The sequence below is a fragment of the Pantoea cypripedii genome (genome assembly GCF_002095535.1).
Lineage (GTDB): Bacteria > Pseudomonadota > Gammaproteobacteria > Enterobacterales > Enterobacteriaceae > Pantoea > Pantoea cypripedii.
In genome coordinates this window covers 174,529-188,668 of the sequence record NZ_MLJI01000003.1, presented here as the reverse complement: position 1 = coordinate 188,668, position 14,140 = coordinate 174,529, and the positions used below count along the sequence as shown (strand labels likewise).

The following is a 14,140-nucleotide window of genomic DNA, read 5'->3' as shown; positions in this document are numbered from 1 at the left end:
CTGATACCCCCACATCTGCTAGAGAAATGGGGGACTTATAAAGTCAAAACGTTAAATCAAAATCCTGTCACCATATGATGACCCATCTTAACATTTAAATCTTTGAATTTTTCCGATAGTGAGGTGCTATCAGTCGAAGTCACAAGCCCTCTTAACTCCTCTAACATGGGAAGTTCTTTTACTTTCACTTTATCTGACATCCCCAACAGGTTTTTCAATTGACCATCATCTTTGAGGAGGTCTTTAACCTCATTAAAGTTTTTAAAAGTAACTCCCGGCGCCCCAGCTTCTTTAAACTTAATACTAATTGGATATTGAACCACGTCCTGAGATAAATAACTCTCCAACTGAAAATACAATTTGAGATAATGCCGAGTCGCTTTCATATCCGGATCGTTATACATTCCCCTCTCGATGGTTTGATAGATCTTGTCTTGTCCAGCCATATCATTGACACCAAATAATATATCATGCGCCTGATTTACATAGGTACTTTCCTGGCTTATCGCTTTTATTACGTCATGATAACTCTTCGTACTGTCGTTTTTAGTGTTTTGCTTCCTTGCTACCAATTGATCGATCTTTGTTCCCTGCTCCAGTTTTTCACCAGGACTTAAGCGTAACATATTGTTCGGGAACTCCTGACATAATGAGTCTGCGATTGCCTCTTGTTCATTATGACCTTCAATAGGCAAAATAAGCAGATTCGACTGCGCTCCTGCTTCACGATGCAGATAAGCGAATTCACCACAGGTTCCTGCCCCTGAAGTCGTCATGCCATCTGCGTCAGCTAAATATGCGAGGTGCATTGCATTGTGTCCTGGCGTGGCGTCTTTACCACAAAACACAAAGGCTTTATCATTATAATCTTTTTCTCCGGCATTTATCCCTTGCTTAATATGTTCGGCAATGATCGGCATTTTTTTATGCGCATAAACGTAGACAACTTTATTGATATCATCAGGAGCCTTCACTCCCTGACCAATCAATACTGACCCCTTAACAATATCCTGTACCTTTGTATCAGGATGTTTTGCTGCAGAGAATAATACTTTATTGATAGCTGCCTTGCCTCCCTTGAGTGAGGTTTTGTCATCAATTCCAAGCTTATTTGCAGCCCGCAACACTTCTCTCAGCGTATTTTTCCCTCCCAGCGCAATATGAGAAATCTGTCCACCTCGTGCATCAAGCACTTTTGCAAGCACTGATTTTGATAACTGATTGTTATTTTTATTTGTCGGATCAAGCAGGATTGCATGATTTTGTTGGTCAACACGTTTAGAAGATGGAACACCCGTATTATAAGATGCTTTTTGTAATGCAGGGTCCATATCAGATAAAACATGCAGATTCTTATTCCCTGCATAACTTTTCATCAGATCGTTGGCTGATATTCTTTTCAGGTTTTCGACTTTTCCACCGGTGGTATGATTCTCAACATGTTCAGCAGACTTAACTTTATCTCCAGCTGAAAAGTATTTTTTCAAAAACTGATTTTTTCCACTTTGATCATCATTACGCAATGGGTGTAGCGCAATTCTTTTCAATATTTCCGGGTCATCGGAACCTCCGGTTTTAGCATCGAGATAGCCATAAACTGGTTTGTCGGACTCTGCAAATTTTACCTGCACGCCTTTCGCCAATAGTTTATCGGCCAGAGCATTTAAGAGCTGTGGACGTGGCGTTCCCTCCCAAACAGGAGGAACATGGATAAATACCAGACTACCCTCAGGCAAGGAACCACTGTTTAAGGCTTCTTCAACTATGTTTAATGTTCTGGCGGTATGGCCTCCTCCTGTGGGAGAATAACCAACAACCAAAATCTTAGGCATATCATCTTTAAACTTAGCCTCCGCCGTATTAAATGCTCCGTCAACTTCCAGACCATTTTCTTTATTTAACTTCACACTTAAATTATTTTCAATACCATTAGAGCAGGGTACATAAATTGAGGACTGTGTATTATTAATCGGCATATCATCACCTTCGAAATTAATCACTCAAAAGAAGCAACATATTTCATCCAATAAAACATGTCGCTATGAGGTAGGTTACCCATACTGAAGATGATAACTTTCGAATTTGTCCTATTTTTTATGTTTTTATACACATCAGAGAAATAACTCGATGATGCCATCCTGTTATCGATATTAATTTAGAGTCATGTTGCTGTTCTGTGACATTCACCCAGTATGAATCACCTATGAATGTTAAAAATCATCATTGGATTTTAATAAAAAAGCGAGACTTTAAAGTCTCGCTTTTTTTTAGACAGCTTATTAAATTAATTTAGCTGTTATCTGTTAACAGAACGTGACATCCGCGTATAAGTATGCCTTACGCCACGAATGGCAATACTATATGCCATGATGTTTTCTGGCAGCGCTAATCCTGTAAAACCTGTATCACCGATATGATGGAGATCTGCACCTGCCATTTTACTCATGAGCGCGATCCTTCTCACAGTATCGGTATCAGCCCCTTCCTGGGAAGTACCAATGGCAGTCATTGCTAACTTTTTGGATTGATGAACACATGCAATCAATTCGCTGACCACCTCCTGACTCATTCCTGGCACTGTACCCGGAGCAGGAAGCAATATGATATCAGCACCATCTTTAGCAAAATGCATAATATCATTCTGCGTAATGATACTGGCCCCACTTTCCCTGACCACGCCTGCACCATGCATTTTTCCTGTTATAAGGATAATATCATCCCCTACAGCATCACGAATCTCTGTCAATGCAAGACCCAATGCACGGTTACTTACACCATTATTAGGGTTCCCGGTCAGAACCAGAAACTTAGCACCCATCTGAACAAGTTTCCTGGCATTTTCGGCTGTCGCCAGTCTCCCAGCTTTCATTGCCCAAAAATCATTATGATTTTGTGCATGCTCGGGATCTACTGCTTCAAGATTAACACCAATAATTCTTCCTGTCAGACGTTGTAACTCTGACAAAATATTTTCCGAAGTTATGCCATTAGGCATCCCTTTGATTGTCGGATTATTTACGTCAAACATATTGATGAGCAACATATCTGCTCCCATTGAAGCAGCCAGCTCAGCATTAGTCACATTATTAAGAAGAGATTCAACAATACCAATACTTTCGCTCACTAACACCCTTCCTTCGCTGGCACGAATAGCGTACAGCAAGGATTCTTTATTCATATTACGGAGATCAGACGCACTACAATCAAGCATTCTCTTTTTCATAACATTCCCTTTTAAAAAATAATTATCCTGATTACAATTCATTAATGTGCCACGGCCTTTCCTGATGACTACATTATGTTATTACGCCCTGACAATCCAGCCAGTTCCTCCTTCCATAACTTATTATTTTGATATGTATTTAACACATCAGCAATATGAGACAAATAATGTAGAGACGAATCTGAAAAATTATTCTGTTTATCCTGGCATCACCTGCTCCGCCTTCTTTTTATCGAATAACCAGGGAAACGCTGGGCAGCGATAACGTAAAGGGAACGAATGTTGAAGAACGGGTGCATTGAGGCCAGCCGCAACAACCTAAAGAGTTGGAGGGTAACACTCCCCGCCGGGTCTCTTACTTGACAGATTCACAGGCTGTGAAGACAGCGACCTCCGTATTGCCAGCTCGGATTCGGACCTCAGAAAGGTCTTTCCTCAAAACCAGCACCGCCATTAAAACGGTGGTACAGATAACGATCAGCGCGACAAGAAACGCCCTATGCTGCTTCATAGCCTACTCTCCTTGACCCGAAGGTCCGTAAGAGGCTACTCTATATGTGTGTAGCATTTAGAAGTGGCCTCAGCTTAATATTAAACGTCCTGCAAGACGTCATATGTTAACTGGGGCTTTTCTCTTTCTGCCGTTGGCAAATGCTTAAGGCAGAAAGCCTCAAGCACCCGTCGCGATTCTAATCCAACCGCCTGACTTATCCCAAATTTTTATCCCATGCGTTACGCTAACCCGCGTTTTTTTCTGCGTTCTGAGATCCGTGACAGATTCTTATGCAACGTTATGGAATAACCCGCTCTGCCTTAAGTTTATCGAACAGCTGAGTAAACGAATCCAGCGTGCTGCGATACCCGGTAAACCCGGCCTTACGGCTCTTGCTCATATCTGTGAAAGCCTCCATCGGACGGCCCAGATCGGCATCGGTGTGCCACCACGAGGCAAGTTTGTTGATATCGGCTTCGAGTAAGCCATCACGCTGCGCGATCTCACGCCATGCTGGCGCTGCATCCTGCATCCGCCCTTCCAGCGGCATCATCTGCGCCGGATACGCTGCCGCTTCGATACCGAAATAACTCGCCAATCGCGGCCATAACCAGTTCCAGCGGAACACATCACCATTGACCGCATTAAAATCCTGATTAGCCGCAGCAGGAGATGTCGCCGCCCACAGCAGTTGCTCCGCCAGCAAACCAGCATCGGTCACATCCGCGAGACCGTTCCATTGCTCCGTCGAGCCGGGGAAAATAAAGGGCCAGCCCTTTTCCCGGCACAGCGTGGCATACACTGCCAGCGTCTGGCCCATGTTCATCGCGTTACCCAGGGCATAGCCGATGATGGTATGGGGACGATGCACGCTCCAGCGATAGCCAAATTTCTCCGCCCCGGCGAAGACTTCATCTTCCTGCGCGTAATAGAAATTATCGACTGGCTGGCGCCCTTGTTCCTCACGGAAAGGCGTGACCGGTACCACCCCTTTGCCATAGGCTTCGAATGGACCGAGATAGTGTTTCAGTCCGGTGACCAGCGCCACATGCGCCCCCTGCAAACGATCGCCCAGCGCGTTAATCACGTTGTGCACCATGCCGCCATTAACGCGAATGTTCTCTTTTTCATTCTCCTGACGTGACCAGACGCTAAAAAACAGCGCATCCGGTTTCACCCCGGCCAGCGCCGTATGGACCGCTTCCGCATCGGTCAGATCTGCCGTCAGGCTGCGACATCCCTCCGGCACTGCCCCACGTCCGCGTGACAGGCCCGTCACCTGCCAGCCCTCGCTGATCAATTTCTCCGCCAGCGCACGACCAATCACGCCGCTGATCCCGACAATTAACGCCTGCTTTTGCATTTCAATTCTCCTCTGTTTGCGTAATCATTAGCGTAATAGAGAATTTAATTCCCATCTCTGGCATTAATTCACATCATTCCTAACCTGAGTTCATGAATAGATGCACGATCAACGACTGAAGGACATCGTCCCGTTTGTTGCCAGCGTGGAAAGTGGCAGCTTTGCCGCAGCAGCGGAACGGCTGCACCTCACCGGTTCAGCGATCAGCAAAAGCGTCACCCGCCTGGAGATGCGCCTTGGCTCGCGTCTGCTGGAACGCACCACGCGCAGCCTGAAACTGACGGACGCCGGTTCCGCTTACTATCAAACCTGTATTCGTATTATGGAGGAACTGGCGGAGGCTGAAGCGGTGCTGGCAGCCCAGCGCAGCATTCCTTCCGGCCGGTTGCGGCTGGCAGTGCCCAACACCTATGGCCGACTGGCGGTGATGCCGCAGCTGTTACCCTTCTGCCTGCAACATCAGGAGCTGGAACTCAGCCTGAGTTTCTCCGATCGTTTTGTCGATTTGTTCGAAGAAGGGATTGATGTAGCGGTGCGCATCGGTGACACCCCGGATCTGCCTGCCTCGCTTGGTTGTCGTCAGATGGGACGTGAGCGGATGGTATTCTGCGCCGCGCCAGATTATCTGGCACGTATCGGACGACCCACCGATGTCGCCGGACTGATGCAGCATCGGGCCATTATGTATGAACGCGTTGATGGCAGCACCAAACCCTGGCTGCTGCAAGCGGAGGACGGCCATCTGCAATGGCGCAACGTACCGCATCGCATGGCGCTGGGTGATGTGGATGCGCAGGTACAGGCGGTCTGTGCCGGGCTGGGCGTCGGGCAAATGCCTTCATGGCTGGTGCGTGAGCAGCTGGCGCGCGGAGAGCTGGAAATTATCCTGCCCGAACATCAACCCGATGGGCTGGCGCTAACCCTGGTCTGGCCGCGCCGCAAACAATTGTTGCCGAAGGTGGATGCGTTACTCAACGCGCTCAGTCAGTTGCCCATTCGTTAACGATGATTCAGCCGTCGGGATAAGCGATCGCCAAAGAATTGCAGCAGCGTGACCAGTGCCACCAGCACCACAATCACCGTCAGCATCACCTGCATATCAAAGCGCTGATAACCGTAGCGATAGGCGAGATCACCCAAACCGCCTGCACCAATCGCGCCTGCCATCGCGGAGGCGTTAATCATGGTCACCAGGGTGATGGTAAAACCGCTGACGATGCCAGGGCGCGCTTCCGGCAACAAGACGTGCCAGACAATGTGCCAGCGATGAAACCCCATCGCCTGCGCCGCTTCAGTCAGCCCTTTATCCACTTCACGCAGGCTGACCTCGGCAATCCGCGCGAAAAAAGGTGTTGCCGCCAGCGTCAGTGGCACCGTCGCCGCCCACACGCCATAGGTGGTGCCAACCACCCAGCGGGTAAACGGGATCAGCGCTACCATCAGAATCAGAAACGGGATAGAGCGGAACAGATTCACCAACCAGCCAAGCAGACGATTCAGCAGCGGATTGGGGAACAGATCACCGCGCCCCGTCACTACCAGAATCACCGCCATCGGTAAACCCAGCGCCAGCGCAAACAGCGACGATACGCCGACCATTAACAGCGTATCCAGTAACCCGGTCCATAAACGTTCAAAGCCCAGTGACATAACCTGCAATCTCCAGTTGGTCGGCAATGCCGCTCAGTGCCTGCTGCGCGTCCGCTGTGTCATGACGTGCATCAAGCAGCACCAGCAGCTGGCCGGTGGGCTTGTTTTCCACCCATTCAATAGCGCTAAACAGCAAGGTCACTTCCCCCGCGACACGCTGGCTGAGTGCACCGATATCCGGGAACGCGCCCTGCCCGGTATAGCGCAGCCGTACCAGCAAACGTGAATCGGTCTGCTGGCGTTGCGGCGTAAGCAGCGGCACCAGATTTTCCGGCAGCGCCTGATGTTGTGGGTTGAGCAGCTGGCGGGTGGTTTCTTGCTGTGGATCGCTATACACCTGCCACACCGGACCACGTTCGATAATCTCACCCTGATCGATCACCGCCACCTGATGGCAAAGATCGTGCACCACGTCCATTTCGTGGGTGATCAGCACAATGGTGATATGACGTTGCTGATTGATTTTCTTTAGCAACGCCAGAATGGCGCGGGTGGTTTCCGGGTCCAGTGCCGAGGTCGCCTCATCGCACAGCAGCAATTCCGGATCATGCACCAGCGCGCGGGCAATGCCGACGCGCTGCTTTTGCCCGCCCGAAAGTTGCGCGGGCCAGGCGTGCTGGCGTTGTTCCAGCCCCACCAGTGCCAGCAATTCATCCACTTTGCGCTGACGTTGTGCCGCGGGCACCCCGGCCACCTTCATCGGCAGCTCGATGTTTTCCCGTACCGTTTTCGCCGACAATAAATTGAAATGCTGGAAGATCATGCCGGTACGGCGTCGCCACTGCACCAACTCCCGATCGCTCAACGTGCCGATATCAATGCCGTCAATCACCACCTGCCCGACCGTCGGCGCTTCCAGTCGATTGAGGCAACGAATCAGCGTGGATTTACCGGCTCCGCTGCGACCAATAATGCCGAAAATCTCCCCCCGCTTAACTTGCAGGTTGATGTTTTTCAACGCCTCCTGCGTCTGCCCGGCGTAGCGTTTACTTAACTCGCGGATCTGCACATGCGCCTTTCCCGATCCCTCGCGCGTCTGTTCCAGCAAGGCATCCTGTTCGCCGGGCAACGTCAGGCTGACCATGCTTACTGGCTCCAGCCAGGCTGGTACAGCTTGCCGTAGAAACTGTCCAGTTTGGCGCGCACCACCGGCGAATGCTGGTAAATATCAACGAATTTCGCCAGACGCGGGTCGTCCTGATGACCATCACGAATCACGAACTGAATGACATACTCCGGGTGTTCCAGGCCATCAAACAGCAAGGCTTTTTCCGGATCGATGGTTTTCGCCAGGCGCAGGTAGTGCGGATAGCCCTGCGCGAGGTCAACTTCATCCAGTGAGCGCGACAGCTGCACCGCCTCGACTTCGATAATCTTCAAATCTTTTGGGTTGCTGGCGATATCATCAACGGTGGCTTTGAGGCCGACGCCGGGTTTTAAGGTAATCAACCCGGCCTTCTGCAACAGCAGCAGACCGCGTGCGCCGTTAATCGGGTCATTGGCAATGGCGACCGTGCCGCCCTGCGGGATTTGGTCCAGCGAGGTATGTTTTTTTGAGTACAGGCCGATGTTATTGATGATGGCGGGCGCGTAAGGCACCAGATGGAAACCGCCCTCTTTGTTGGCATTTTCGAGGAAAGGTTTGTGCTGGAATAAATTGACATCGATATCGCCATTTTCCACGCTGACATTCGGTGCGGTCCAGTCGGTAAACTCTACCAGCTGCACATCAAGCCCCTGTTTTTTCGCTTCAGCAACGGCGGTTTCCAGCGGCGGCGCAAAGGCTGCCGTAGTGCCGACCTTTAACGGGCCGCTGTAATTAGCAGCACTCGCCACGGAACTCACAGCCAGCAACGCGGCGGCCAGTTTTAACGCAATTTTCATAGCAATTCCCTGAGGTTCATGAATTAACGAAGGTTGGTATCAGGCCGCCAGCGTGCCGCCGGATGGCGATCGGGCAGACGGTCCTGATGCTGAAAAATCTTTTTACGCAGTGAACCAGGCTGATAGGCGGTTTTATAGCGTCCACGCTGCTGAAGTTCCGGCACCACTAAATCAATAACGTCCTGATAACTTTGTGGATTGAGGATGCGCGTCAGGTTAAAACCATCAATATCCCCCTCGTCGATCCAGTTGATCAGTTGCTCAGCCACCTGTGCCGGGGTGCCAATCACCAGCGGATAACGGCTGCCCATCGCGTGTTGTTCCAGCAGCCGCCGACGCGTCCAGCCGCTGTAGGCTTTACTTACCGACTCAATCGCCCGCGTGTCGCCGCTGGTGATCGGCTCATCAAGCCCAAAAGCGGCCAGATCCATGCCAATCGAGCTGGAGAAGTGAGCGATCCCCGCCTCCGGGCTGGCATAGGCGAGGTAGCTGCGATGTTTCTCCTGCGCTTCGCGTTCGGTGGGGGCGACAATCACGCTGACCCCCATAAAAATGCGCATATCCTCAGCCAGTCGCCCGGCATCCACTGCCGCCTGACGCAGCCGCTGGGTTTGCTGACGCATCGCTGCCGGGGAGCTGGCGTTAACAAAACTGCATTCGGCATGGCGTGCCGCGAACTGCATACCCCGCGCCGAGCTACCCGCCTGAAATAACAACGGCGTACGTTGTGGCGACGGGCTGCTCAGGTGATAACCCTGTACCTGGTAAAACTCGCCCTGATGGTTTACCTGATGAATTTTCTGCGCATCGGCATACAACCGTCGTTGCCGATCCACCACCAGCGCATCGTCCTGCCAGCTGCCTTCCCACAGCTGATACACCACATCCAGAAACTCATCGGCCTGATCGTAACGGCGATCGTGGTCCAGTAACTGGCGCTGGCCCATCGCGCGGGCGGCGCTATCGAGATAGCCGGTGACAATGTTCCAGCCGATGCGCCCCTGCGTCAGATGATCGAGCGTTGAGAGACGGCGGGCAAAAGCGTATGGCGCTTCATAGCTCAGGTTGGCGGTGACGCCGAAACCCAGATGTTGCGTGACGCTCGCCATCGCGGAAACCAGCATCAGCGGGTCGTTCACCGGCAACTGGATCGACTCGCTGGCCGTGAGATCAATACTCTGCTGATAAACGTCGTAGACGCCAAGGATGTCGGCGATAAAAATGCCATCGAATAAGCCGCGCTCCAGCAGACGGGCGAGATCGGTCCAGTAGGTCAGTGAATTGAAATCAATGGAACGATCCTGCGGATGCGTCCACATGCCGTGATGGATGTGGCCGACGCAGTTCATATTGAAAGCGTTCAGCAGAATCTGCTTGTGGCTCATAATGTCCCCCGACGCGGCGGTAACACGCCATTCAGCAGGTAGTTACCAATCGCCGGATATTTCCAGCGCACCGGGTCATGCAGGGTATGGGTGCGCGCATTGCGCCAGTGACGATCAAGATTGTGTTCACGCAGACTGGCCCGCGAGCCACCCAGTTCAAACAACAAATTACCGGCTTCCAGCGCCACTTCCGTGGTCCACGCGCGTGCTTTCGCCACCTCGATTGAGGCCGTGGCCACGCTTTCTGCCGTAGGTTGCTGTTGTGCGCTATCGACAGCATCGCCCGCCAGCGCAAGCAGCGCATCACCGGCGGATAAGCGTGCCGCGAGGCGTCCGGTGCGATCCAGCGTCAGCGGATCGTCAACGGCACGTTCAACACCGCTGTCCGGCCACGGACGCGCCCGCTGCCGCAGAAAATCCAGCATGTCGTTAAAAGCTGCGCGCGCGATGCCCTGATCAATGGCCGCATGCAGGATCTGGGCAAAGGGGCCAACCGTCGTGGGTCGTTCAAAAGCGGTCTGGAATGGCACCACATCGTCGGCACTGACCGCAACATCCACAAACTGCACGCTGCCGCTGCCGGTGGTGCGTTGACCAAAGCCGCTCCAGTCATCAATAACGCTGACGCCCGCCTGATGGCGCGGGACAAACACCAGTTGTTCTTTATCGTCATCACCGCGCGCAGCGGTGGGGATACGGTCGGCAAATAACGCGCCGGTGGCGTAAAACTTGTTACCATTGAGCCGCCCAGCCGCGATGCGCGTGCTGCGCTGATGCGCCGTTGGGGAGCTAAACTCCGCCAGCGCATTACCCAAATGCACGCCCGCCAGCACTTCGTCATACAAGCGCTGCTGCTGCGTCGGGCTGCCGTTAACGCGCAGCACCTCCAGCGCGTAGAAGTGATTTTGCGGCACCTGGCCGATGGCAGCATCCGCCTCGCTGACAATGGCAACAATCTGCGCCAGTAATCCCGAGGGGATGGCTATACCACCATAGGCCCGGGGCACAGTAATCGCCCCCAGGCCAGCAGCAAAAAACTGCTGTAACTCAGCATGGGGCAACTGGCGTTCGCGGTCACGCAGCGCGGCATCGCGCCGATATTGCGCTGCCAGTTGCTGCGCTGTCGCCAGTGCCTGTTGCGCATCAGCAAGGCGCGCAGCGGGCTGTTTGGGCTGAACCTGCGTCATGGTTGTTCCTTAAATCCAGGCATGGCGTGCCGGTAGCACGGCATTGAGGTAGTAGTTGCCAATGGCATGGGTTTTCCAGCGCACCGGATCGTGCAGGGTGTGAGTGCGCGCATTACGCCAGTGGCGATCGAGGCCATGCCGCAGCAAAGTGGCGCGGCTGCCACCCCATTCGAGCAACTTTTCACTGGCGCGCAGCGCAACTTCGGTGGTCAGCACTTTGGCTTCAGCGACCGCTATCGATGCCTGTGCACAATTTTCCGCCGTCAGCGATTGTTGATCGATGCTATCCAGCACCTGTGCAGCGCGTGCCAGCAAGGCATTTGCCGCCGTCAGCTCGGTACTGAGGCGGCCAACATCGGCAATGATGTAGGGATCGTCTGCATTGCGGGTGACACCGGCATCCACCCACGGACGAGAGCTGCTGCGTACAAACACCAGCGCATCATCCAGCGCCCCCTGGGCGATACCGGCATCAATAGCCGCCTGAATCAGTTGTGAGACTGCGCCGCGCAACGTAGGTTTTTCCGGCGCTGGCAACGGCATCACCAGTTGGGGATCCACCGCCACTTGCTGCAATCGGACCGTCCCGCTGGCGGTGGTGCGTTGCCCCATCCCCGACCAGTCATCGACAATCTCCACCCCTGTGGCGGGCTGCGGGATAAACGCCATCACCGGCCGTTGATCATGAATCGCGGTCGTCACCAGGATGTCGGCGAATAACGCCCCGGTGGAGTAGAATTTCTCGCCAGTCAGTTGCAATCCCTGTGACGTTGTCACTAGTTGTGCCTGCACATCACGGGTATGACGGGTATTTTTTTCTGGTCCACCGTTGCCCAGCCGCTTGCCACTGACCACGGCACTTAACAAACGTTGCTGCTGTTCTGGTGTTCCTTCACCGAGGATGAATTGAATCAGGCCGAAATGATTTTGTGGAATTTGTCCCAGCGACGGATCGCTGGCAGAAATCAGGCGGAATACTTCCGCCACGGTCCGGAATAATAAACCGGCCCCGCCGAACTGGCGCGGCACACTGATACTGCCCAGTCCCAGCTGGGTGAATTGATTCAACAAGGCAGTGGGATAAATACGTTGCTGATCGCGCTCAACCGCGCCCGCTTTAGCCTGCTCCGCCAGATGGCGTGCAGCATCAAGCGCTTCAGCGTCATTACTCAATATTTTCGTCATGATTTATTTCACTTTTGGCGAATCTGGGGGAAATAACCGGATGGAAGCGATAATAAGCAGCGGGTATAAAACAAGTAAATAGCGCGGTTATGCTATATCCGCACAAGGGTTTTCATTATTGAGATAACTTTTATTCCAGGAGCAGATACGTGCATCTTAATAGTAATAACGATAATCTTTTTCTTAAGAAGAAATATCGCTAAGTAATGGCAGAACATATATATCAACTTCACATAAAACTGTAGCGGCGCGATTTATCGCGCGCCCTTAAGTTTACGCACAAAAACAACAGCGCGATAAATCGCGCCGCTACCATACCCGCAAGTTTATTTATCTTGCGGGCTATTGAGGATTTCCCGCACATGCACCAGCGCATTACGCACCGCTGCCCCTCCGGCATAAAACAGCAATTGCAAAATGGTTTCAATAATCTGCTCACGGCTGGCTCCGGCATTGAGCGCTGCCTGGGTATGAGCTTTGAGCTGCGGCACCGTATGCCCCAGCGTGACGCAGGAAGCAATCACCACCAGCTCACGCGTAATGGGATCAAGGCCCGCACGACTCATAATGCCTCCCATCGCCCATTCAATGCTGATGTCAGTGAAATCCGGGCAGATATCCGCCATATCCTGTCGCAGCGCCTCTCCGGCGCCATTGCCATACAGTTCATTAAACAGCGCCAGGCCGCGCTGACGTAATTCAGGTTGCGTGATCATCATTCTTCTCCGGTAGCGTGAAGCCTTGATTTAAACTCAATGCTAAACTTCGAAAAACAGCAAAAAACTTGCATCACTATCAAAGGAAACTTTGTAATCATGAACAAGCTGGAAAGTATGGCGGTTTTTGTGCGCGTGGTGGATAGAGGCAGTTTCACCGCGGTTGCCGAGGAGATGCGCATCAGCAGTACGATGGTTGGTCTGCACATCAAGGGGCTGGAGAACTATCTCGGTGTTCGTTTGCTGAACCGCACCACCCGACGCCAAAGCCTGACCGATTTTGGTCACGACTACTATCAGCGCTGCCAGCAAATTCTGACGGATATCGATGAGGCGGAATCTCTCGCTTCCAGCCTGCACCAACGCCCGCGCGGACTGCTGCGGATTGCCAGCCCGGTCACCCTGGGAGTCCATGTATTATCAGCGCTGAATGCACAGTTTCTTCAAGCCTGGCCCGACGTCACGCTGGATATGCGCCTGAGTGACAGAGCCGTCGCCATGGCAGAGGAAGGTATTGATGTCATGCTGAAAATCGGCGAGCCTGAACAGGTTAATTCCCTGATTGGCCGCCCCTTAGCACACTATCGTTCCCTGGTCTGTGCATCACCCGGCTATCTGGCCACTTACGGCGTGCCGCAACATCCCTCGCAGCTTATTGAGCACCGCTGCCTTGGCTATGCTCATCCCCTCGCCAGTAGTGCCTGGCAGTTTATTGAGGAAGGCAAATCGCTCTCGGTGCCAGTCAAGCTGGTGATGTCGCTGAACAATGGCGAAGCGCTACGCCAGGCTGCACTGAACGGCGCGGGCATTATCATGCAACCCGAAGTGTTGCTGGCTGAGGATGTAAGATCCGGAAGATTAATTGAATTGTTCAGCCACATAACCACGCCCGGTAAACCCGTGCATCTCCTCACCTTTGCGGATCGGCAGCAGTTGCCAAAAATTCGCTATTACGTTGAACATTTGCGTCAACACCTCAGCCAATCGCTGATTCTTACCTGACATCTCCTGTCACTCCTGGCACAGCGGTTGTCCGGCTTAACAAAGCCAGGCT

Annotated in this window: 13 protein-coding genes; 2 read left to right on the top strand and 11 right to left on the bottom strand. The window is 52.6% G+C overall.

The features are described 5' to 3' along the window. Nucleotides 1-56: 56 nt before the first annotated feature. The 4 genes from HA50_RS28925 to HA50_RS28910 form a co-directional block, all read right to left on the bottom strand. Nucleotides 57-1,976 (bottom strand): hypothetical protein, encoded by a 1,920-nt coding sequence (locus HA50_RS28925; protein WP_084880765.1) that lies wholly within the window; start codon nt 1,974-1,976, stop codon nt 57-59. Between the two features lie 320 nt (nt 1,977-2,296). Then, nucleotides 2,297-3,223: a DUF7916 family protein gene (locus HA50_RS28920; RefSeq protein ID WP_084881213.1), complete on the bottom strand. Its 927-nt coding sequence runs from the start codon at nt 3,221-3,223 to the stop codon at nt 2,297-2,299. Between the two features lie 355 nt (nt 3,224-3,578). Then, nucleotides 3,579-3,734, bottom strand: coding sequence for a Hok/Gef family protein (locus HA50_RS28915; RefSeq protein ID WP_084880763.1), 156 nt, complete (start codon nt 3,732-3,734; stop codon nt 3,579-3,581). Between the two features lie 280 nt (nt 3,735-4,014). Continuing rightward, complete coding sequence (locus tag HA50_RS28910) at nt 4,015-5,079, bottom strand: SDR family oxidoreductase (RefSeq protein WP_084880760.1); 1,065 nt, start codon at nt 5,077-5,079, stop codon at nt 4,015-4,017. Between the two features lie 100 nt (nt 5,080-5,179). Between HA50_RS28910 and HA50_RS28905 the strand changes: the two genes are divergently transcribed. After that, nucleotides 5,180-6,082 (top strand): LysR family transcriptional regulator, encoded by a 903-nt coding sequence (locus tag HA50_RS28905; RefSeq protein ID WP_084880757.1) that lies wholly within the window; start codon nt 5,180-5,182, stop codon nt 6,080-6,082. Here HA50_RS28905 and HA50_RS28900 read toward each other — a convergent pair. The 7 genes from HA50_RS28900 to HA50_RS28870 form a co-directional block, all read right to left on the bottom strand. Further along, complete coding sequence (locus HA50_RS28900; protein ID WP_084880755.1) at nt 6,079-6,729, bottom strand: methionine ABC transporter permease; 651 nt, start codon at nt 6,727-6,729, stop codon at nt 6,079-6,081. The two genes, HA50_RS28905 and HA50_RS28900, sit on opposite strands and share 4 nt — an antisense overlap. After that, nucleotides 6,713-7,813, bottom strand: a complete 1,101-nt coding sequence (locus HA50_RS28895; protein ID WP_084880753.1) for a methionine ABC transporter ATP-binding protein — start codon at nt 7,811-7,813, stop codon at nt 6,713-6,715. The genes HA50_RS28900 and HA50_RS28895 overlap by 17 nt, the downstream gene beginning before the upstream one ends. Nucleotides 7,814-7,815: 2 nt before the next feature. Continuing rightward, nucleotides 7,816-8,613: a MetQ/NlpA family ABC transporter substrate-binding protein gene (locus HA50_RS28890; protein WP_084880750.1), complete on the bottom strand. Its 798-nt coding sequence runs from the start codon at nt 8,611-8,613 to the stop codon at nt 7,816-7,818. 23 nt (nt 8,614-8,636) lie between these two features. Beyond that, a complete protein-coding gene (locus tag HA50_RS28885) occupies nt 8,637-9,998 on the bottom strand; it encodes an LLM class flavin-dependent oxidoreductase (RefSeq protein WP_084880748.1) in 1,362 nt (453 codons plus the stop codon). Further along, the gene (locus HA50_RS28880; protein WP_084880745.1) at nt 9,995-11,185 is read right to left on the bottom strand and encodes an SfnB family sulfur acquisition oxidoreductase; all 1,191 of its coding nucleotides are present in this window, start codon (nt 11,183-11,185) and stop codon (nt 9,995-9,997) included. Before HA50_RS28880 ends, HA50_RS28885 begins: the two co-directional genes overlap by 4 nt. Before the next feature lie 9 nt (nt 11,186-11,194). Beyond that, entirely contained in the window at nt 11,195-12,370 is a 1,176-nt protein-coding gene (locus tag HA50_RS28875; RefSeq protein ID WP_084880743.1) for an SfnB family sulfur acquisition oxidoreductase, read from the bottom strand. A gap of 326 nt (nt 12,371-12,696) precedes the next feature. Beyond that, nucleotides 12,697-13,086 (bottom strand): carboxymuconolactone decarboxylase family protein, encoded by a 390-nt coding sequence (locus HA50_RS28870; RefSeq protein ID WP_084880740.1) that lies wholly within the window; start codon nt 13,084-13,086, stop codon nt 12,697-12,699. 99 nt (nt 13,087-13,185) lie between these two features. On the opposite strand from HA50_RS28870, the gene HA50_RS28865 reads away from it, so the two are divergent. After that, on the top strand, nt 13,186-14,088 hold the full coding sequence (locus HA50_RS28865) for a LysR family transcriptional regulator (protein WP_084880738.1): 903 nt from the start codon (nt 13,186-13,188) through the stop codon (nt 14,086-14,088). Nucleotides 14,089-14,140 lie beyond the last annotated feature (52 nt).

Bases quoted from the DNA above. Each gene is read 5' to 3' on its own strand.
- HA50_RS28925 (WP_084880765.1), bottom strand. From the start codon at position 1,976: ATGCCGATTAATAATACACAGTCCTCAATTTATGTACCCTGCTCTAAT.
- HA50_RS28920 (WP_084881213.1), bottom strand. From the start codon at position 3,223: ATGAAAAAGAGAATGCTTGATTGTAGTGCGTCTGATCTCCGTAATATG.
- HA50_RS28915 (WP_084880763.1), bottom strand. From the start codon at position 3,734: ATGAAGCAGCATAGGGCGTTTCTTGTCGCGCTGATCGTTATCTGTACC.
- HA50_RS28910 (WP_084880760.1), bottom strand. From the start codon at position 5,079: ATGCAAAAGCAGGCGTTAATTGTCGGGATCAGCGGCGTGATTGGTCGT.
- HA50_RS28905 (WP_084880757.1), top strand. From the start codon at position 5,180: ATGCACGATCAACGACTGAAGGACATCGTCCCGTTTGTTGCCAGCGTG.
- HA50_RS28900 (WP_084880755.1), bottom strand. From the start codon at position 6,729: ATGTCACTGGGCTTTGAACGTTTATGGACCGGGTTACTGGATACGCTG.
- HA50_RS28895 (WP_084880753.1), bottom strand. From the start codon at position 7,813: ATGGTCAGCCTGACGTTGCCCGGCGAACAGGATGCCTTGCTGGAACAG.
- HA50_RS28890 (WP_084880750.1), bottom strand. From the start codon at position 8,613: ATGAAAATTGCGTTAAAACTGGCCGCCGCGTTGCTGGCTGTGAGTTCC.
- HA50_RS28885 (WP_084880748.1), bottom strand. From the start codon at position 9,998: ATGAGCCACAAGCAGATTCTGCTGAACGCTTTCAATATGAACTGCGTC.
- HA50_RS28880 (WP_084880745.1), bottom strand. From the start codon at position 11,185: ATGACGCAGGTTCAGCCCAAACAGCCCGCTGCGCGCCTTGCTGATGCG.
- HA50_RS28875 (WP_084880743.1), bottom strand. From the start codon at position 12,370: ATGACGAAAATATTGAGTAATGACGCTGAAGCGCTTGATGCTGCACGC.
- HA50_RS28870 (WP_084880740.1), bottom strand. From the start codon at position 13,086: ATGATCACGCAACCTGAATTACGTCAGCGCGGCCTGGCGCTGTTTAAT.
- HA50_RS28865 (WP_084880738.1), top strand. From the start codon at position 13,186: ATGAACAAGCTGGAAAGTATGGCGGTTTTTGTGCGCGTGGTGGATAGA.